Genomic DNA, 19,005 nt, shown 5'->3' with positions numbered 1-19,005 from the left:
GAGGGCCGTCACGCCAGAGTCAGCACGACGAGCATGATGTTGAGCAGGCAGATGAGTCCGGCCACCGCCCATGACGTGACCCGTAGCCAGTGTGGATTGGCGAACCGGCCCATGACGCGTCGGTCCCCCGTGACACGGATGAGCGGGATCACGGCCCATGGCAGTCCCAGGGACAGCAGCACCTGGCTCAGCACGAGCGCACGGCTCGGGGAGAACCCGGTCGCCAGGATGAGGAGGGCGGGGACCAGGGTGACGAGGCGACGCACGATCATCGGCACCCGGGCATGGAGCAGACCGTCCATGATCTCGGACCCGGCATAGGCGCCCACCGAGGTCGAGGCCAGACCGGAGGCCAGCAGCCCGACCGCGAAGGCGAGGCCGACGCCGGCACCCAGGCGGGTCCGGATCGCGTCGTACGCCGTGTCGATGCCGTCGATCCCGGTGAGGCCGGACAGGCTCGACGCCGCCAGGACGAGCATGGCCACGTTGACCGTCCCGGCGACGAGCAGGGACAGGAGGATGTCCCACCGGGTGGCGCGCACGAGCATCCGGATCCGTCCCGGCTCCTCGCTCACCCCGTGGCGGTCGCGGACCAGGCTCGAGTGCATGTAGACGGCATGGGGCATGACGGTGGCGCCGAGCATCGACGCCGCGAGGAGCACGGTGTCCCTCCCCCAGAACCTCGGTTCGAGGCCCGCGGCGACCCCTCCCCAGTCGACCGGGGACACGACCAGGCCGGCGACGAAACCTAGGGTGACGACGACGAGCAGGCCGGTGATGGACAGCTCGAAGACCCGCGGCCCGCGTCGCGATCCCAGGACGAGCAGGAGCAGCGAGACGGCGCCGATGACGAGCCCGCCGACGAGCAGCGGCAGCCCGAGGAGCAGCTGGAGGGCCACCGCCCCGCCGATGACCTCGGCCAGATCGGTGGCCGCGGCGACGATCTCGGCCTGGAACCAGAAGAGGAGGCGACCGGCCCGTGTGCCGATCCGCTCACCGATGAGCTCGGGCAGGGTGTGGCCGGAGACCAGGCCGAGCTTGGCCGACAGGTACTGGACGAGCATGGCCATGAGGTTCGCGGCGACGAGGACCCACACGAGCAGGTAGCCGTACTCGGCACCGGCGGACAGGTTCGCGGCGACATTGCCCGGATCGACGTAGGCGACGGCGGCGACGAAGCCGGGCCCCAACAGGCGCCACACGGGGTGATGGCCCTTGACGGCGTGCCCGCCTGCCCTCTCCTCGCCCACCTCTTGAACCTACCGCTCGGGGTCACCGAGGGATGGATCGTCCCGCCGGCTCACTCCAGTTCCGGCACCTCGGCCCGCGCCTGCTCGACGACCTCCTTGGCAGCCAGGGCGTTGACGACCGCCATGACGATACCGACGACGACGTCGGGCCAGATGGCCGGCCAGGCCAGGGTGACCAGTCCGGCCACGAGGATGAGGAGGTTGCCCAGGACGTCGTTGCGGGCGGCCAGCCAGGCCCCGCGCACGAGGGAACTGCCCTCGTGCCGCACCCGCAGCAGCAGCGCCGCCGCGGCGAGGTTGACGATCCCGGCCAGGGCGGCCGTCACCGACATCGGGATCCCCTCGGGAGCCGAGCCGTCGACGATCTTGAGCACCGCTGTGACGAGGGCCGCGACCGCAGGGATGAGGATGAGCCCGGCGAGCCACACCGAGGCCTTGCGTCGGGACGACGCCGACCAGCCGAGGGCGACGACGACCAACCCGTTGATGAGGAAGTCCTCGGCGAAGTCGGCTGCGTCGGCGAAGAGCGACACCGAGCCGATGAGGGAGGCGACGACGAGCTCACCGATCATCCCGGCAAGGTTGAGCACGGCGACGACGCCGACGATCCGTCGGGTACGTCGGGTGAGGTCGAGGGCGTCCACCCGGTCATTGTGTCAGAGTCACACTGGGTCAGGACCACGCTGACCCGAGGTCTCGTCGTGTGGTGGCCTGCGGCCGTCGCCCGATGACCGGTGGACGTCATCCCACGGGACGATGTCGCGCACCGGCGCCTGCCCCTACCCTCGTGGGGTGAGCGTCAAGGGAATCCACGACTGGTTCAGCGCCCGGCCCATGATCGGTGACGCCGTCTGGGCCGTCCTCCTGCTGCCCCTCATCAGCGCCAGCGCCAACAACGGCACGACCAGTGTGCTCCTGGGCTGGGTGTGGACGCTCGTCATGGTCGTGCCGCTGCTGTGGCGTCGCACCCGGCCCGACGTCGCCGCCGCCGGTGCCGCCGTCGGCTGTCTCATCGAACTCATCGTCGCACCGACCATCGAGCCCTCCGTCATCGTCGTGCCCGTCGTCATCTACGCCGTCGTGGCCTATGGGAAGCCGACCCGAGCGCGGTGGTGGCTGGCCCTGGCGCTGGTCGGGGCGTGCCTGGCCGGGTGGCGATACGGCTGGCGACAGTCGGCGCCCCCGGCGACGAGCCTGCGGGTCGGCGTCGTCCAGTTCTCCATCGTCGCGGTGACCTGCGCGCTCACCGTTCTCGTCGCCTGGTTCTCCGGGAGCTTCGCCCGCGCCCGACGTCTCAACCTCGAGACCCTGCGTCGGCGGGCCGAGGATCTGGAACGCGAGCGGGACCAGCGGATTCGCCTGGCCACCCAGGAGGAGCGCACCCGGATCGCCCGGGAGATGCATGACATCGTCGCCCACTCGCTGTCGGTCATCGTCGTCCAGGCCGATGGCGGCTCCTACCTGGCCCATCACGAGGAGACCGGCGACGCGACGAGCCGGTTGGCGGCAGCGGCAAGCTCCTTGGACACCGTGGCCGAGACCGCCCGGCGGGCCCTGGCCGAGACCCGGCGCCTCGTCGGGGTGCTTCGGGACGACGGCGATCAGCCTCTCGATCTCGCCCCGGCGGCCGGCCTCGACCAGATCCCCGACCTCGTCGGCCGCACCTGCGGAGCCCTCGACGTCGATCTCGTGGTCGAGGGCGAACCGCGCAGTCACCCGGACCTGCCCCAGGGCGCCCAACTCGCCGTCTATCGCGTCGTCCAGGAGTCCCTCACCAACGTCATCAAGCACGCCGGCGCGCACGCCAGTGCCCACGTGCGGCTGCGTCACCTCCCGGAGGCGGTCGAGGTGGAGGTCGTCGACGACGGCCGGGGATCCCACGACGCCGACACGGCGGGCGATGGCCACGGACTGGTGGGCATGCGTGAGAGGGTGGGAGCCTGGGGCGGCTCCCTCGAGGCCGGTGACCTGCCTGCGGGCGGCTTCCGGGTGCACGCCGTCGTCCCCGCCCAGGACTGGACCGACAGGAGGACCTCGTGACCGATGACCCCCGATCCAACGACACCCGGTCCGATGCGAACCCGATCCGGCTTCTGCTGGCCGACGATCAGGAGATGGTCCGCGTGGGTTTCCGGATGGTCCTCGACGCCCAACCCGACATGACCGTCGTCGGGGAGACCGGGGACGGCGCCGAGGCGGTCGCCCTGGCCGGGCGGGTGCTTCCCGACGTCGTCCTTATGGACATCCGGATGCCCCGGATGGACGGCCTCGAGGCGACCGAACGGATCATCGCGGCCGAACCGGCCACCAGGGTGCTCGTCCTCACGACCTTCGACCTCGACCAGTACGTCCATCGGGCCCTCCACGCGGGGGCCGCCGGGTTCCTCCTCAAGGACGCCGGGCCCACCGAGCTGCTGGCCGGTATTCGCGCGGTGAGTTCGGGGGACGCCGTCGTCGCCCCCTCGGCGACGAGACGGCTCATCGAGCGGTTCCGCACCGGGGAGGCCGGAACGGTGGTCGATGGGAACCTCGTCGACGCCCTGTCGGACCGGGAACGAGAGGTCCTCACCTGCGTCGGCGAGGGCCTGACGAACTCCGAGATCGCCACCAGGCTCTTCTTGGCCGAGACGACGGTGAAGACCCACATCGGGCACATCCTCACCAAGCTCGATCTGCGCGACCGGGTCCACATGGTCATCACCGCGTACGATGCGGGCCTCGTCCGTCCCGGACGCTGAGAGCACAGTCCGTCCCGGACGCTGAGAGCACAGCCCGTCCCGGACGCTGAGAGCACAGCCCGTCCCGGACGCTGAGAGCACAGCCCGTCCCGGACGCTGAGAGCACAGCCCGTCCCGGACGCTGAGAGCACAGCCCGTCCCGGAAGCGGGGGCGACGGGCTCAGAGCAGGCCGCTCTCCCGCAGGGCCGGGATGACGGCGTCCACGAGCAACGGCGCCTGACGCGGGTCGGCGTGGGCCTCGTCCAGCGCAGTCCATTCGTACTCGACGATCTCGTGGTCGGGTCGGGGCTCGGGCCAGCTCTCCTGCCACCCGGTGACGTACACCGTGCAGACGATGGAGTCGGCGTCACCGTTGGCGGGCAGCGCCGAGAAGGTCCCCAGGCAGCTCAACGACGACGGGTCGAGGTCGAGTCGTAGCTCCTCCCGCGCCTCGCGCACCGCCGCGGCGAGGGCGTCCTCCCCCGGCTCGATCTTGCCCCCGGGCAGGATGACGTGCGCGGTGCCGTCCTTGCGGACGTTGAGGCAGGTGCGCCCGCGCAGCAGGCAGACGGCGGAGAGCTCGAGGATCACGGGCCGAACGATACGTCGACCAACCTGTGGGCACCGATACCATTCACGCCGTGAATCGCCAGCCCAGCACATCCGACGCCCCTGCGACGCCCGACGGCGCGCCCGCCAGTGCCCCCGCGGACTCCGACGCCGGGCTGCGCCGGGGTCTGCACAATCGGCACATCCAGCTCATCGCCCTGGGCGGGGCGATCGGCACCGGGCTCTTCTACGGCGCGGCCGACTCCATCGGTGCCGCGGGCCCGGCCGTCGCCCTGTGCTACCTCGTCGGCGGGGCGATCATCTACCTCATCATGCGTGCCCTGGGCGAGATGAGCACTCATCGGCCGACGTCGGGGGCCTTCTCCGAGTACGCCCACGACTACTGGGGGGAACTGCCGGGTTTCGTGTCCGGCTGGAACTACTGGTTCAACTACGTGGCGGTGTCGATGGCCGAGTTGTCGGTCGTCGGCATCTACGTCAACTACTGGTTCCCGAGCGTGCCGAGCTGGGTGTCGGCGGCGGTGCTCCTCGTCGCGGTGACGGCCATCAACCTGCTCCACGTGCGTGCCTACGGCGAGTTCGAGTTCTGGTTCGCCATCGTCAAGGTCGTCGCCATCGTCGCCATGGTGCTGCTGGGGCTGTGGATCATCGTCTTCGGGGCCGGCGGCCACGCCGCGACCGGGATCTCGAACCTGTGGAACGACGGCGGCTTCGCCCCGCACGGTCTCGCGGGTCTGGCGATCGGATTCGTCGTCGTCATGTTCAGCTTCGGCGGGGTCGAGCTCGTCGGCATCACCGCCGGCGAGGCCACCGATCCCCGACGGACCATCCCGCGGGCCATCAACCAGGTCGTCCACCGGATCCTCCTGTTCTACGTGTGCGCGGTTCTCGTCATCGTCGCGATCGTGCCGTGGCGCACCATCGACGGGAACTCCAGCCCCTTCGTCCAGATCTTCGACCGGGTCGGGGTGCCCGGTGCCGCGACGATCCTCAACATCGTCGTCCTCACCGCCGCCGTCTCGGCCTACAACTCGGGGCTCTACTCCAACGGCCGGATGCTCCACTCCCTGGCCCATCAGGGGAATGCTCCGGCCATCCTCGGCCGGGTGAGCCGCCACGGCGCCCCCTGGGTGGCGATCCTCGTCTCGAGCGCGATGACCCTCATCGCCGTCGTCCTCGTCGCCGTCCTGCCCAAGCAGGCCTTCGGCTACATCATGTCGATCGCACTGGTCGCGGGCATCATCAACTGGTCGATGATCGTCATCACCCAGATGAAGTTCCGACGCCGTGCCGACGCCGCGACGCTGGCCTCACTCACCTTCCGGATGCCCGGTGCCCCGGTGACGAACTGGATCGTCCTGGCCGCCCTGGCCGCGACCGTCGTCATCATGGCCACCTCGCCGACCTACCGGATCGCCGTCATCATCGGCCCGATCTGGGTGGCGCTGCTCATCGCCGCCCACACTCTCGCGAAGAGAGCCGGACACCGACGGGCACATACCGGACAGTCATGATGAAATGACGGGGTGACCCCCGTCCTTGACTTCCTCGCCACCCACCAGATCCTCACCATCCTCGTCGTCCTGGCCCTGGGGGCCCTGCTGGGGCAGGTGAGGTTCGGGCCGCTGCGCTTCGGGGCAGCCGGAGCCCTCTTCATGGGGCTGGTCGTCGGTGCCCTCGATCCGCGGTTCGGGGTCGGGCTCGGGATGATCAAGAGCTTCGGCGTCGTCCTCTTCTGCTACACCGTCGGGCTGGCCGCCGGGTCGACCTTCCTGTCCGACCTGCGTCGCCAGTGGCACCTCATGGTCGCCGGAACACTCGCCCTCGTGGCGATGGCCGCGGCTGCGCTGGGACTGGGCAGGCTCCTGGGGTTGACGCCGGCCCACGTCGCCGGGCTCTTCGCCGGCGTGCTCACCTCACCGGCCATCGACGCCGCCACCTCGGCCACCCACGGAGCCGGCGACACCCTCGTCGGCTACGCCCTCTCGTACCCCACCGGTGTCGTCGTCGCCATGATCGTCGTCGCCCTGGTGGCCCGACGCCGCTGGCCGGCCCGCAAGGACAACACGTCCCTGGCCGAGGCCGGCATCACCGCCGTCTCCACCGTCGTCGACCGGCACACGTCGATCCGCCGGACGCCCGGGTTCGTCGACGACCAGATCCGCATGTCGTACCTGCTGCGCGACGGCGAGATGACCCTGGCCACCCCGGAGGACGACCTGCATCCCGGCGACGAGGTGCTCGTCGTCGGCAACCCGGACGACGTCGCCCGGGCCGTCGAGCACCTGGGGCACGTCTCGGACCGACGCCTCACCGACCAGCGCCAGGAGATCGACTTCCGTCGCTTCCTCGTCTCGAACCCGCGTCTGGTCGGCCGCACCCTCGGCGAGATCGACGTGCGCGGACGCACCAACGGCAAGGTGACGCGGGTGCGGCGCGGCGATCTCGACATGCTCGCCCGATCCGACCTCGTCCTCCAACCGGGAGACCGGGTGCTGTGCGTCGTGCCGGCCAACCGGATCAGCGACGCCGCCGATTTCTTCGGTGACTCCGAGGCCGGCGTCTCCCAGGTCGACGCCTTGTCCCTGGGGCTCGGGGCTGCCCTCGGGCTGGCCCTGGGAGCGCTCTTCGTCGCCCTGCCCGGCGGGCTCGTCTTCGAGCTCGGGGCGGCTGCCGGGCCGCTCGTCATGGGGATGGTCCTCGGTGCTGTGCACCGCACCGGGCCGATCCGCTGGGACCTGCCGCACGCCACCAACGCCATCCTGCGTCAGCTCGGCCTCATGCTCTTCCTGGCCTGCGTCGGGCTGGCCTCGGGGCAGGCCTTCATCTCGCAGGCGGCGAGCTGGTCGGGACTGTGCGTCGTCGCCGTGTCGGCGGTGTCGCTGCTCCTGGGGGCAGGGCTGCTGCTGGGGGCAGCCCGCCTGCTCGACCTGTCGGCGCAACGGGCGACCGGCGCCTTCGCCGGGTTCGTCGGGCAGCCGGCGATTCTCGGGTACGCCAACAGCCTCGTCAACGATGAACGGATCGAGTCGGCCTACGGGGCGCTCTTCGCCCTGGGGACGATCGTCAAGATCCTCCTCGTCCAGGTCATCGCGTTGGTGTGAGGGACAGCGAAGGGGCTCACGAGCATCGCGCTCGTGAGCCCCTCACCGACTCCGGAGGTATCCGCAGATCAGCCGGTGATCCTGGCGTCACACACCTTGTGGTGCGGCGGGACGCTGTTGTAGCTGAGGACCGTCGTCCCGGACTTCGTCACTCCGTCCACGGTGTAGGTGTAGTTGATGGTGAGGCTTCCGGCACCATTGTTGCTGGATCCGCGCGTGCTCACGACGTACACCTCGATGGTCTCGCCGGCGGGGACGGTGATCGACGACCCGCTCTGGAGGGTCTTGCCACCGTCGGTGGAGACATACGCGACGTCCCCGTAGATGCTCGACGACGCGAAGCTGAACGACACGGCGACATCGGCCTGAGCCGTGCTCTTGACCTCGATGGGACCGAAGATCACGCCATCACCGATGACATGGGAGTGGCCCGGGCACTTGTGCGCAACGTCCCCACCGATGGACGGCGGGATGTCGATCGGACCGGGCGAGGTGGCGAAAGCCGGGAGCTGGGTCGCCAGGGTGACCGCCGGGACACTCCACGCGAGGCCCTTGGCCACCGTCCGCCGGGAGACGGACCGGGTGTCTGCGTTGTTCATTGTTGTTCTTCCTCCTGCAGTGCGTCGAGCCATGTGCCGACTGCCACAACCTGAGAAGACCATAGGTTGTCCGGTGTCCCCTTGGCTAGCCAGGATGGACACCTTCAGCAAATATTCAGGTTTCAGCAATGCTGAGTTTGTCACCCACGCGGGGGATAATGACATCGGATGACATGCATTCGACAAGGAAATACACGCATTCATCCATGAAAAGAGAGGGGCCGCCGTTGTTCCCCCAACTGGGGACCACTGCTCCCATGGGCGCCGGTGCGGTCCACCATGTGGATGAACCCGACCTCACTCCACCCCGAGGGCGGTCTCAATGGCCCGCGCCAGCACGGCATGACCCGCGGCATTGGGATGGTCTCCATCGCTGGCGAGCAGCTGGGTGTCGTCCGTCGTCCCGGACGCCCCCTTGAACGGGGTGTAGACGTCGACATAGGCCGTCGACGTCGCCGTCGCGACGGCGCTCACGTCGGCGTTGAACATCCGGGTGAGTTCGTCGGACGCGGTGACGTACGTCGACCCGTTCTCCGCCCCGACCTCACCGTCCTCGATGACGTTCCAGTAACCGGTGAGGACGATCGTCCCACCCGGCCGTGACATGAGCCCCTGGACGCGGTTGACGATGGCGGTGAGCCGGCTCGAGATGCCGACGAGATCATCGCGATAGCAGCCCGTCGTGGAGAGGGGGTAACAGTCGCCGTCGATCTGCGAGGTGTCCAGGTCGTTCGCCCCGATGGTGATGATGACGAGATCGGCGTCGGCGATCCGCGCGCGAATCGACGCATCGGCCAGCTGGGCCAGGACGTCACTCGTCGTCGCCCCCGCGACCGCCTCGTTGTCCACCGACGCCACCTTTCCCGAGGACGACGCCATGGCGCGACCCACCTGGGTGACGTACTCCGTGCAGTCGGGGCAGTTGGTGCCAGCCGGGACGGAGTCACCCAGACCGACCGTCCGATAGACGGAGCCGACCGTGGGGTCCGTCGAGGCAGGCACGGGTGACGCGCTGGGAGCCGCCGCGCCCGACGACGGTGACCCGGAAGCCGTGGAGTGGGAATGCGCAGCGGCCCTGACGACCGCGGGCACGGCGGAGGCACGGGACATGAACCAACTCGCCCCGCCGACGAGGACAGCCATCCCCAGGACGACGAAGCTGAGGATTCTCAGCACGCGCTTCACCCCTCCATCATGCCTCGATTCCCGGCATCATGCATCGTCAGAGCGCAGATGCGCAGGCCGATCACCGGAACCGACACGCCCGTGCGGCACGCTGCCCAGCCGGTTCTCTCAGTACATTCTCAGGATACGAGTGCGCGGTAGCGTCGACGTCGTCGCTCGTCAGAGCCCGGTCACCGGGGCGGAAGGGCGAGCTGGGTCCGCACGACCGTCCGCCCCATGTGGACCCGGCCGGTCGACTCGGCCGTGAACACCCGTGGGTCACTGCGCCCCTCGAACTCCACCGACTGCATCCGCCGCACTGTGTCGGACAGCTGCTCCACCTGGTCGTTGAGTCGGACGATCTGTCGCTCGAGCTCCATGATCCGGTGAATGCCGTTGAGGTTGATCCCCTCGTCCTGCGACAGGTGCTGGATCATCCGCAGGTTCGCGACATCGGCTGCCGAGTAGCGTCGTCCCCTCCCCCGGGCCCGGGTCGGCACGACGAGGCCGAGCCGGTCGTAGGTGCGCAGGGTCTGGGGGTGCATGCCGGCGAGCTCGGCGGCCGCCGAGATGGGGAAGATCGGGGCGTCCCGGTCGATCCTCGCCAGCCCGGAGGCGCCGACGTTGACCCGCCGGCGCACCTCAGCTCACCTCCCAGGAGCGCGGGTTCGGTTCGTGGGCGGCCGCCGCGAACTCGTGGAGCGCCCTGCGGGAGGCGGCGTCCAGACCCGTGGGGACGACGACGTCGACGGTCGCCAGAAGGTCCCCCTTCGATCCGTCCGAGCGCGTCACGCCGCGACCGCGGACCCGGAAGGTGCGCCCGTTCGGGGTGCCCTCCGGGATGCGCAGGCGCACCGTGCCCCCGCCGAGCTTCGGCACCTCCACCTCGGCCCCCAGGGCCGCCTCGGAGAAGGTCACCGGGACGGTCACGGTGAGGTTCGACCCGTCACGGCCGAAGGTGGGGTCGGGACGCACGTGGACGACGACGTAGAGGTCGCCGGAGGCTCCCCCGTTCTCGCCCGGCGATCCCTTGCCCTTGATGCGGATGCGCTGACCGTCCTCGACCCCGGCGGGAATGCGCACCTGCATGGTCCGGGTCGAGCGGGCCCGCCCCGAACCGTGGCACACCTGGCAGGGGTCGTCGACGATCATGCCGCGCCCGTGACAGTCCGGGCAGGGTTCGGTCATCTGGAAGACGCCGCCGGCCGTCGTCGCGTGCATGCCCGAGCCCTGGCAGGTCGGACACACCGTCGGGACGGTGCCGGCCCTGGCGCCGGTGCCCCGACACGCCTGACAGGGCTCCTGGGAGACCATCTGCAGGCTCACCGTCGTGCCATTGACGGCGTCGATGAAGTCGATCGTCGTCTCGCCCTCGATGTCGGCCCCGCGGCGGGCGCTGCGGGTCGTCGTCCGGCGGCCCCCGGTCGCCCCGAAGAGGTTCCCGAAGAGATCGCCGAAACCGTCGCCGTTGCCCGCGGTGCGCAGGAAGTCCTCGACGTTGACGTTCGTCGCCCCACCGGACCGTGGGAAGTGGAGTCCGCCGGCGCCGAAGAGGCTGCGAGCCTGGTCGTACTCCTTGCGCTTCTTGGGGTCCGACAGGACGTCGTTCGCCTCGGAGGCCTCCTTGAACCGCGCCTCGGCTGCCTTGTCACCCGGATGGGAATCGGGGTGGTTGTCGCGGGCGATCTTCCGGAAGGCCTTCTTGATCTCCTCGGGCTTGGCGTCCTTGGAGACGCCCAACACCTTGTAGTAGTCCTTCTCGGCAAAGTCCTTGGTGCTCACCGTGCGCCTCCTCTCCTCATCGTCTGGTCAATCAGGCCTCGTCCGGCCCCTGCGGGTCGTCCGTCCCGGGCTCCTCCTGCGAGGCCGGGGCACCGGACGCCTGCGGATCGGGGTCGGAGACCGCCACCCGGGCCGGACGCAGCACCCGGTCCCCGATCATGTAACCCGGCTGCATGACCTGGGACACGCTCGTCACCGTCGCCCCGGCCAGCGGCAGCTGCATGAGGGCCTCGTGCAGACGCGGGTCGAACTCCTCCCCGATCTGCCCGAAGGACCGCAGTCCGTGTGCGCTCGCCACCTTCTCGAGCTCGTCGGCGACGAGCTTGAAACCACCCTCGAGCTCGCCGTGCTGACGGGCCATGGCGATGGAGTCGAGCACCGGCATGAGGTCGCTCACGACCTTCTCGACGCCACCCTGACGTGACAGGGCGCGGTCGCGGTCGACCCGACGCTTGTAGTTGACGTACTCGGCCTGGAGACGCTGCAGGTCCTCGGTGCGCTCGGCCAGCATGGCCTCGAGCTCGGACTCGCGGGAGGGGGCGGCGACGTCGACTCCCTCGACGATCTCCTCGAAACGCCCGTCGATGTCCGCGGGCCGGGCGCCCGAGTCACTGGACCCAGCGTCACCGGACCCAGCGTCAGGGGAACCGGTGTCAGCGGGGCCGGTGTCGTCGCCGGCAGGGCTCGTCCCGTCGGCCCGTCCGGCCTCGGGGCTCTGGCCGGCGTCCTCGTTCCCGGGACGGATGTCCTCGGGATCGGGGCCCGGCTCGTGTGTGTTCTCGCTCATCTCATCCTCGTCTGTGGCTCTCGTGGGCGCTGCCGACCCGGGGCCCCCACAGGCCCCGGGCGCCCGGGCGTGGTCGGTGGGCGGGGCAGGTCACCCCGCCCACCGACTCGTCGTCACTTGTCGGACTTCTTCTCGTCGTCGACGATCTCGGCGTCGACGACCGTGTCGTCGCCACCCTGGTCGGCCTGCTCATCGGCACCGGCGGCGGACTGTCCCGAGGCCTGGGCCTGCTGGGCGGCGGCGTAGATCGCCTGGCCCATGGCCGACGCCTTCTGGTTGAGGTCGTCCATGGCGGCCTTCACCTCGTCGTCGTTGTCGGTGCCCTTGAGGGCCTCCTTGAGCTTGGCCACGGCCTCGGTCACCGGGGTCTTGGTCTCCTCGGGGATCTTGTCGCCGTTCTCCTCGAGGAGCTTCTCGGTACGGAAGGCCAGGGCGTCGCCCTCGTTGCGCATGTCGACGGACTCGCGACGCTTCTTGTCGGCGTCGGCATTGGCCTCGGCCTCCTTGACCATGCGGTCGATCTCGTCCTTGCCCAGGGCCGACCCGCCGGTGACGGTCATCGACTGCTCCTTGCCGGTGGCCATGTCCTTGGCGTGGACGTGGACGATGCCGTTGGCGTCGATGTCGAAGGTCACCTCGATCTGCGGGATGCCGCGCGGGGCGGGCATGAGGCCGGTGAGCTCGAAGTTGCCCAGCGACTTGTTGTCGCGGACGAACTCACGCTCGCCCTGGTACACCTGGATCATCACGGAGGGCTGGTTGTCCTCGGCGGTGGTGAAGACCTCGGAGCGCTTCGTCGGGATCGTCGTGTTGCGCTCGATGATCTTCGTCATGACGCCGCCCTTGGTCTCGATACCGAGGCTCAGCGGGGTGACGTCGAGCAGGAGGACGTCCTTGACCTCACCCTTGAGCACACCGGCCTGGAGGGAGGCACCGAGGGCCACGACCTCGTCCGGGTTGACGCCCTTGTGGGGCTCCTTGCCGGCGAGCTCCTTGACGAGGTCGGTCACGGCGGGCATGCGGGTCGAGCCGCCGACGAGGATGACCTCGTCGATCTGGGAGACGGTGACCCCGGCGTCCTTCATGACGGCATTGAACGGCGTGCGGCAGCGGTCGAGCAGGTCGGAGGTCATCCGCTGGAACTCGGCCCGGGTGAGCTTCTCGTCCAGGTGCAGCGGCCCAGCGGCGCCGGCCGTGATGTAGGGCAGGTTGATCTGCGTCTCGGAGGTCTGGGAGAGCTCGATCTTGGCGCGCTCGGCAGCCTCCTGGAGGCGCTGCTTGGCCATCTTGTCGGCGGACAGGTCGATGCCGTTGGCGTCCTTGAAGCGCTTGACGAGCCAGTCGACGATCCGCTGGTCCCAGTCGTCACCGCCGAGGTGGTTGTCACCATTGGTCGCCTGGACCTCGAAGACGCCGTCGGAGATGTCGAGCAGGGAGACGTCGAAGGTGCCGCCACCGAGATCGAAGACGAGGACCGTCTGCTCCTTGTCGGACTTGTCGAGGCCGTAGGCCAGGGCCGCCGCGGTGGGCTCGTTGACGATGCGGTCGACGGTGAGACCGGCGATCTCACCGGCCTCCTTGGTCGCCTGACGCTGGGCGTCCGAGAAGTAGGCGGGGACGGTGATGACGGCGTTCGTCACGGGCTCACCGAGGTAGGCCTCGGCGTCCCTCTTGAGCTTCTGCAGCACGTAGGCGCTGATCTGCTGCGGACGGTAGTCCTTGCCGTCGATGGTCACCTTCCAGTCGGTGCCCATGTGGCGCTTGACGGAGCGGATGGTGCGATCGACGTTGGTGACAGCCTGTCGCTTGGCGACCTCACCGACGAGGACCTCGCCGGAGTTGGTGAACGCGACGACCGACGGGGTCGTCCGGGCGCCCTCGGCGTTGGGGATGACGGTGGGCTCGCCGCCCTCGAGGACGGCGACACACGAGTTGGTGGTTCCGAGGTCGATACCGACTGCACGGGCCATGGGGGTTCCTCCTGGGACTTGAGTCCTGTGTTCCTGATGTCTGTGTTGAGCTGAGTTCTCGCCTGGACGCCCGATGAGGGACGCCTTGAGCGGCAACGACTCAAGGCTAACGGTTGAGCCGGGTCGTATCAAGGGGATCCGGGGGATCTCAGGGTCAAACTTGAGTTCACTCGACTCAACTCTTGGCAGGAGGCGGATATTCCCGGGCCATCACCGGCACTCGCAGGCCCGGGGCGCCGTGAGTTCCGGCGGACGTCAGGACCGGGGCGTCACCTCGACGGTGGCCGCTCGTGGGCCGTCGGCGACCATGGGCGGCAGGTACGCGCTGCCCGCGTACTTCGCGCGATAGGCGTCGTCGATGCGGTCGTTGAGGTCGTCGTCGTCCGGATACGCATCGGAGGGCGGCCGAGCGGTCCGACCACGATGCCGTCGCGTCGGACCGCTCAATCCCGGTCGACGCCGGGGAGCTGACGGTAGGCCTCGTCGGACACGGGCTCGAGCCACTCATTGCTCACGTCGTCCCCGGAAGTGATGAAGGCGAGGTGGGAGAACCACGAGTCGGCCTTGGCGCCGTGCCAGTGCTTGGTGCCGGCGGGGACGCGGACGGTGACGCCGGGCACCATGCTCACCGGATCCTCACCCTCGGCCTGGTACCAACCCGAGCCGGCGGTGCACAGGAGGATCTGGTCGCCACCACCGTTGCCGCCGTGGTGGATGTGCCAGTTGTTGCGGCAACTCGGCTCGAAGGTGATGTTGCTCACCGGGACGCTGCCGCCAGTGAGGGGCGCACGCCAACTCCTGCCGCTGAAGTACTGCGCGTAGCCGTCGTTGGGTTCGCCGGTGGGAAAGTCCTGCTGGAAGTCGGGGTCGGTCATGTCGAGTCCTTTCACGAGCGTGGGGTCCGCGAGCCCAGGAGGATCGCTGGTGCTCGGGAGAACTGGAGGCCCCAGCCAAGCGGATGAGGCTGTCCGGATCGTCTCCACGGTAGCACAACCGGATGCATCTATCCGGTTGTGCCATGATGAAGGCATGGCCCAGACCCTTCGCAAGGATGCCGCCGCCAACCGTGAACGGCTCCTCCACGCCGCCCGCGACCTGTTCACCAGCCATGGAGTCGACGTCACCCTCAACGACATCGCCCATCATGCAGGGGTCGGGGTCGGGACGGCGTACCGTCGCTTCGCCAACAAGCAGGAGCTCATGGCGGCGCTCCTCGAGGACGCCCTCGACGAGCTCGAAGGGTTCGCCCGCCGAGCGCTGTCCGAACCCGACGCCTGGGTGGGGCTGGTCGATTTCCTCGACCACTCCCTGGACCTGCAGTTCGGCGACTCCGGACTCAACGCCATCATGAGCCATCCCGCCCTCGCCGACGACCAGGTGCGCGAGGCGCAGACCCGGATCGCGCCACTCCTCGAGGAGCTGGTGGCGAAGGCTCGACGCCAGGGCGCCATTCGCCCGGACGTCGAACAGAGCGACATCATCTTCCTCCAGGCCGGGCTGGCATCGATCCGCAACCGCAGCGCCGACGTCGAACCCGACCTCTACCGGAGATACCTGCAGATCTTCCTCGACGGCATCCGCGCCGACCGGACCCTCACTCCCCTTCCCGTCACGGCCCTCGACGCCACCCGGACACATGCGGCCATGACGCAGTCCCGGAGGCCGTCGCATCGTCGGGGCTGATGGGCCGGGGCCGCAGTGCCACCCCCCGAAACGTCCACCTCGCTCCGGACGCCGACGTCGCCCCGGGACCCCGACCTCGCCCCGGAGAGCTGACGTAGCTCCAGAAGACGCACGTCGCTCCACGCGAGGCACGTTGCCCGAGGATTCACCTGGCTCCACAAGATCCACCTCGCTCCACAAGATCCACTTGGCTCCACAACAATCACGTCGCGCCCAAACAACCGCCTACCACCATGGTGATCCCCACCATGCTCCAGAAAGGTCACGTCGCTCCTGGAATACAGGGAGCAAAGTGCAGCATCCGGAGCAGAGTGGACAGTCGCCGCAGTATCCGGAGCAGAGTGGAGCGTGGGTGCACTTTCCGGAGCAGGGTCGCGACCGGGTATCGCGGACGTTTGCCAGCGCGACGCGATCCCCACCGGGACAGGCATGCCGTGGCCATTGACATACCGCAACTCGGCGTCACATGACGAGTCATCCGACACCACCTCACTCTGCTCCGGAAAGATCACCCGAAACCACCATGGAGACCACGTAGCGCCAGAAAGTGCACGTCGCTCCTGGAATACAGGGAGCAAGGTGCAGTATCCGGAGCGAAGTGGACCGCCAGTGCAGTATCCGGAGCAGAGTGGACAGTCGCCGCAGTATCCGGAGCAAAGTGGCGAGGGGGTGCACTTTCCGGAGCAGGGTCGCGACCAGAGCGAGCTGCCACGTCACCCCTGAACCAGCACCCGGGGCCGACTCGGTCGACGCGGCTGTCGGCACTGCGTCGGTCCTGCACGCCCATCCAGCCCCCGGCCGACGCCGCCGTCAGCCGGCCGCCACCTCGATCGTCTCCTTGATGGCGGCGATCGTCTCGTCGAGCCGTTGACGCTCCCACGCGTCCAGGGGCACCTCGAGGATCCGCTCCACCCCGGCGGCACCGACGACACAGGGCACGCCGAGGCTGACGTCGCCGTCATGCCCCCACTGGCCACGCAGGGTCGTGCACACCGGGTACACCGACTTCTCGTCGAGCAGGACCGACCGGATGATCGTCATGACGGACTGGCCGATGCCGGCGCTCGTCCACCCCTTGAGGTTGAAGACGTCGAAGCCGGCGCGGTTGATCTGCGTCGTCAGCTCCTCGCGGTCCATGGGATCGACGCCGAACAGCTCGGCCAGTCCCGCGAACCCGACCCCGCCGACGTTGACCCCGCTGAACATGGGGAATCCGGACGGACCGTGCTCACCGAGCATGTACCCGCGCACGTACATGGGGTCGACGCCGAGCCGGTCGGCCAGCACCCGACACATCCGCGCCGAGTCGAGGATCGTCCCGGTCCCGAAGACCTGACCGGCCGGCAGGTCGAACTCGGTCGAGGCGATGTGGACCAGGGCGTCCAGGGGGTTCGAGCAGAGGATGACGACGGCGTCCCGAGTGCGCGCGGTGATCTGCGCCATCGTCTCCCGGACGATGCGCCCGTTCGTGGCGGCCAGCTGACGGCGGGCCCCGACGCCGGCCGGCTTGTCGGTGCGCGGGATGGACGGCCCGGCGGTGAGGACGACGATGTCGGCATCGGCCACGTCGTCGTACCCACCGGCGAACACGTGGGCATTGTTCATGGGCGGAAGGGCCGTGGCGTGGTGCTGGTCGAGGGCCTGGCCGCGTGCCAGGTCCTCATTGACGTCGATGACGACGACCTCGGCGAAGAGCCCGCTGTGCATCGCGTTGCCGAGGACGGCGTCACCCACCTTGCCGGCACCGATGAGGGCGAGCTTGTGCGTCTTGACGGACATGGGGACCTCCTGTGGCGGGGACTGATCCCAGTATTCGCCACGGCATGGGCGCACCAGTCCGACCCCCACCCCCCGGATTCACGTCGTCGACGCCGCGCCGGGAGCGTCCGGGGACGGGCCGAGTCCCGCTCAGTGGAAGTACGGGATGAGCAGGTACAGCCCGTAGAGGACGACGAGTCCGGCCAGCCCGATCATGAACCACCCCAGTGCGACGAGCGCGACCTCCCCGCCGGCGTCCCCCTGGGCACGCTCGCGCGCCTTGTCAAGGGCCAGTGCCCCACCCGAGACGACCGCGACGATGAGGACGGTGACGCAGATCGTCACGATCGTCACGAGTCCCAGTGATGCCCAGTCGATGTTCATGCCGCCGCCCCCTCGGAGACCTTGCCGCCTCGGACGCCGACGTGGGCGGCGTCGTTGACGTTCTCATGGTTGATTCGCGTCTTTGCCGCCTGATGCACGATGAGCCACGCGGCCACGAGCAGCAGGGCGACGTCGATGATGGTGCCGATGGTGCCGGTCGAGGCGATCCACGAGGCAGCGGCGCCGACGAGGGCCGCCGCGGGCAGGGTGACCACCCAGGCGACGGCCATCTTGCCGGCGGTCGACCAGCGCACCTCGGTGCGCCGTCCCACTCCCGAGCCGAGGATCGACCCGGAGCACACGTGGGTCGTCGACAGGGCGAATCCCAGGTGCGAGCTGGCGAGGATCGCCGCGGTCGACGCCGTCTCGGCCGCGAACCCCTGGGGCGACTGGATGTCGCACAGCCCCTTGCCCATCGTCCGCATGATCCGCCAGCCGCCCGAGTAGGTGCCCAGGCCGATGGCCGCTCCGGCCAGGAGGATGACCCACCAGTGCGGGCTCGTCCCGGAGGCCTGGTAACCGCCGGCGATGAGCACCAGCGTGATGACGCCCATCGTCTTCTGCCCGTCGGAGGTGCCGTGGGCCAGGGCGACCATGGAGGCCGAGACCCGCTGCCCGTTGAGGAACATCCGTTGCGAGTGGTGCGCCGTGTGGTCGGTGATCCGGTAGGCGAGCCACGTGGCCAGCAGGGCCGCGACGCCGGCGACGAAGGGGGCGACGAGGGCGGGCAGGATGATCTTGCTCATGATCTTGCCGACGTGAACCCCGGGCATCCCGGCCTTGACGAGGACGGCCCCGATGAGGCCGCCGAAGAGGGCATGGGAGGAACTGGAGGGGAGCCCGAAGAGCCAGGTCGCGAGGTTCCACAGGATGGCCCCGACGAGGCCCGCGAAGACCATGCTCGGGGTGACGAGGGAGTCGTCGACGATGCCGTTCGAGATCGTCTTGGCGACCTCCGTCGACAGCATCGCACCGACGACGTTGAGGACTGCGGCGATGGCGACGGCGACCTTGGGGGCCAGGGCCCCGGTGGCGACCGACGTGGCCATGGCGTTGGCCGAGTCGTGGAATCCGTTGGTGAAGTCGAAGGCCAGTGCGGTGACGACGACGATGACCACGATGATCAGGGTCGAACTCATGTGACGTCCTCTGTAGCCGAGTCGATCGATCGAAGACCACGGCCGGACCGGCTGCAGGCCGACCATGGGGAAGTCGACGCCGCAAGGAGCGCGACCG

The 19,005-nt window shown here is 69.1% G+C and carries 19 protein-coding genes; 5 read left to right on the top strand and 14 right to left on the bottom strand.

Features of this window, described 5'->3' with window-relative positions:
• Positions 1-8: 8 nt before the first annotated feature.
• Positions 9-1,250 (bottom strand): Nramp family divalent metal transporter, encoded by a 1,242-nt coding sequence (locus E0E30_RS00955; protein ID WP_167853847.1) that lies wholly within the window; start codon positions 1,248-1,250, stop codon positions 9-11.
• A gap of 50 nt (positions 1,251-1,300) precedes the next feature.
• Positions 1,301-1,894, bottom strand: a complete 594-nt coding sequence (locus E0E30_RS00950; protein ID WP_245306456.1) for a cation transporter — start codon at positions 1,892-1,894, stop codon at positions 1,301-1,303.
• Between the two features lie 148 nt (positions 1,895-2,042).
• Here E0E30_RS00950 and E0E30_RS00945 point away from each other — a divergent pair, with 148 nt between their 5' ends.
• Entirely contained in the window at positions 2,043-3,290 is a 1,248-nt protein-coding gene (locus tag E0E30_RS00945; protein WP_411913977.1) for a sensor histidine kinase, read from the top strand.
• Positions 3,287-3,988 carry a response regulator transcription factor gene (locus tag E0E30_RS00940; protein WP_280953242.1) on the top strand — a complete coding sequence of 234 codons (702 nt, stop codon included), beginning with the start codon at positions 3,287-3,289 and terminating at the stop codon, positions 3,986-3,988. The genes E0E30_RS00945 and E0E30_RS00940 overlap by 4 nt, the downstream gene beginning before the upstream one ends.
• Before the next feature lie 160 nt (positions 3,989-4,148).
• Here the strand turns inward: E0E30_RS00940 and E0E30_RS00935 are convergent, their stop codons facing one another.
• Complete coding sequence (locus tag E0E30_RS00935) at positions 4,149-4,529, bottom strand: NUDIX hydrolase (RefSeq protein ID WP_210115844.1); 381 nt, start codon at positions 4,527-4,529, stop codon at positions 4,149-4,151.
• A gap of 164 nt (positions 4,530-4,693) precedes the next feature.
• Here E0E30_RS00935 and E0E30_RS00930 point away from each other — a divergent pair, with 164 nt between their 5' ends.
• Together E0E30_RS00930 and E0E30_RS00925 are read left to right on the top strand one after the other, a co-directional pair.
• The gene (locus E0E30_RS00930) at positions 4,694-6,052 is read left to right on the top strand and encodes an amino acid permease (RefSeq protein ID WP_130866654.1); all 1,359 of its coding nucleotides are present in this window, start codon (positions 4,694-4,696) and stop codon (positions 6,050-6,052) included.
• A 12-nt stretch (positions 6,053-6,064) separates the two neighbouring features.
• Positions 6,065-7,642, top strand: a complete 1,578-nt coding sequence (locus E0E30_RS00925; protein WP_130864692.1) for an aspartate:alanine exchanger family transporter — start codon at positions 6,065-6,067, stop codon at positions 7,640-7,642.
• A 68-nt stretch (positions 7,643-7,710) separates the two neighbouring features.
• Here E0E30_RS00925 and E0E30_RS00920 read toward each other — a convergent pair whose 3' ends face one another.
• The 8 genes from E0E30_RS00920 to E0E30_RS00885 all read right to left on the bottom strand — a co-directional run bounded on the left by E0E30_RS00920 (position 7,711) and on the right by E0E30_RS00885 (position 14,819).
• Positions 7,711-8,241 (bottom strand): hypothetical protein, encoded by a 531-nt coding sequence (locus tag E0E30_RS00920; protein WP_130864691.1) that lies wholly within the window; start codon positions 8,239-8,241, stop codon positions 7,711-7,713.
• A 297-nt stretch (positions 8,242-8,538) separates the two neighbouring features.
• Positions 8,539-9,426 carry an SGNH/GDSL hydrolase family protein gene (locus E0E30_RS00915; RefSeq protein WP_130864690.1) on the bottom strand — a complete coding sequence of 296 codons (888 nt, stop codon included), beginning with the start codon at positions 9,424-9,426 and terminating at the stop codon, positions 8,539-8,541.
• A 170-nt stretch (positions 9,427-9,596) separates the two neighbouring features.
• On the bottom strand, positions 9,597-10,046 hold the full coding sequence (locus E0E30_RS00910) for a heat shock protein transcriptional repressor HspR (protein WP_130864689.1): 450 nt from the start codon (positions 10,044-10,046) through the stop codon (positions 9,597-9,599).
• 1 nt (position 10,047) lies between these two features.
• Positions 10,048-11,187: a molecular chaperone DnaJ gene (gene dnaJ / locus E0E30_RS00905; RefSeq protein WP_130864688.1), complete on the bottom strand. Its 1,140-nt coding sequence runs from the start codon at positions 11,185-11,187 to the stop codon at positions 10,048-10,050.
• Positions 11,188-11,218: 31 nt separating this feature from the next.
• Entirely contained in the window at positions 11,219-11,974 is a 756-nt protein-coding gene (locus E0E30_RS00900) for a nucleotide exchange factor GrpE (protein ID WP_130864687.1), read from the bottom strand.
• 113 nt (positions 11,975-12,087) lie between these two features.
• Positions 12,088-13,944 carry a molecular chaperone DnaK gene (gene dnaK, locus E0E30_RS00895; protein WP_130864686.1) on the bottom strand — a complete coding sequence of 619 codons (1,857 nt, stop codon included), beginning with the start codon at positions 13,942-13,944 and terminating at the stop codon, positions 12,088-12,090.
• Positions 13,945-14,199: 255 nt separating this feature from the next.
• Positions 14,200-14,391, bottom strand: a complete 192-nt coding sequence (locus tag E0E30_RS13395; protein ID WP_245306455.1) for a DUF2255 family protein — start codon at positions 14,389-14,391, stop codon at positions 14,200-14,202.
• Positions 14,388-14,819, bottom strand: coding sequence for a cupin domain-containing protein (locus E0E30_RS00885; RefSeq protein ID WP_130864685.1), 432 nt, complete (start codon positions 14,817-14,819; stop codon positions 14,388-14,390). The genes E0E30_RS13395 and E0E30_RS00885 overlap by 4 nt, the downstream gene beginning before the upstream one ends.
• Positions 14,820-14,973: 154 nt before the next feature.
• Between E0E30_RS00885 and E0E30_RS00880 the strand changes: the two genes are divergently transcribed.
• Positions 14,974-15,627: a TetR/AcrR family transcriptional regulator gene (locus E0E30_RS00880; protein WP_130864684.1), complete on the top strand. Its 654-nt coding sequence runs from the start codon at positions 14,974-14,976 to the stop codon at positions 15,625-15,627.
• Between the two features lie 810 nt (positions 15,628-16,437).
• Here the strand turns inward: E0E30_RS00880 and E0E30_RS00875 are convergent.
• From E0E30_RS00875 to E0E30_RS00865, 3 genes are all read right to left on the bottom strand, one after another.
• Positions 16,438-17,406: a lactate/malate family dehydrogenase gene (locus E0E30_RS00875; RefSeq protein ID WP_130864683.1), complete on the bottom strand. Its 969-nt coding sequence runs from the start codon at positions 17,404-17,406 to the stop codon at positions 16,438-16,440.
• Between the two features lie 129 nt (positions 17,407-17,535).
• A complete protein-coding gene (locus tag E0E30_RS00870; protein WP_130864682.1) occupies positions 17,536-17,769 on the bottom strand; it encodes a hypothetical protein in 234 nt (77 codons plus the stop codon).
• Positions 17,766-18,908: an inorganic phosphate transporter gene (locus E0E30_RS00865; RefSeq protein WP_130864681.1), complete on the bottom strand. Its 1,143-nt coding sequence runs from the start codon at positions 18,906-18,908 to the stop codon at positions 17,766-17,768. Before E0E30_RS00865 ends, E0E30_RS00870 begins: the two co-directional genes overlap by 4 nt.
• Positions 18,909-19,005: the final 97 nt, after the last annotated feature.

This window comes from Acidipropionibacterium timonense (assembly GCF_900605005.1).
Taxonomy (GTDB): domain Bacteria; phylum Actinomycetota; class Actinomycetes; order Propionibacteriales; family Propionibacteriaceae; genus Cutibacterium; species Cutibacterium timonense.
This window is presented reverse-complemented; position numbering and strand designations above follow the sequence as displayed.

Excerpts from the sequence above, each read along its gene's own strand:
- E0E30_RS00865 (WP_130864681.1), bottom strand. The coding sequence starts at position 18,908 with ATGAGTTCGACCCTGATCATCGTGGTCATCGTCGTCGTCACCGCACTG.
- E0E30_RS00920 (WP_130864691.1), bottom strand. The coding sequence starts at position 8,241 with ATGAACAACGCAGACACCCGGTCCGTCTCCCGGCGGACGGTGGCCAAG.
- E0E30_RS00870 (WP_130864682.1), bottom strand. The coding sequence starts at position 17,769 with ATGAACATCGACTGGGCATCACTGGGACTCGTGACGATCGTGACGATC.
- E0E30_RS00880 (WP_130864684.1), top strand. The coding sequence starts at position 14,974 with ATGGCCCAGACCCTTCGCAAGGATGCCGCCGCCAACCGTGAACGGCTC.
- dnaK (WP_130864686.1), bottom strand. The coding sequence starts at position 13,944 with ATGGCCCGTGCAGTCGGTATCGACCTCGGAACCACCAACTCGTGTGTC.
- E0E30_RS00900 (WP_130864687.1), bottom strand. The coding sequence starts at position 11,974 with ATGAGCGAGAACACACACGAGCCGGGCCCCGATCCCGAGGACATCCGT.
- E0E30_RS00885 (WP_130864685.1), bottom strand. The coding sequence starts at position 14,819 with ATGACCGACCCCGACTTCCAGCAGGACTTTCCCACCGGCGAACCCAAC.
- E0E30_RS00875 (WP_130864683.1), bottom strand. The coding sequence starts at position 17,406 with ATGTCCGTCAAGACGCACAAGCTCGCCCTCATCGGTGCCGGCAAGGTG.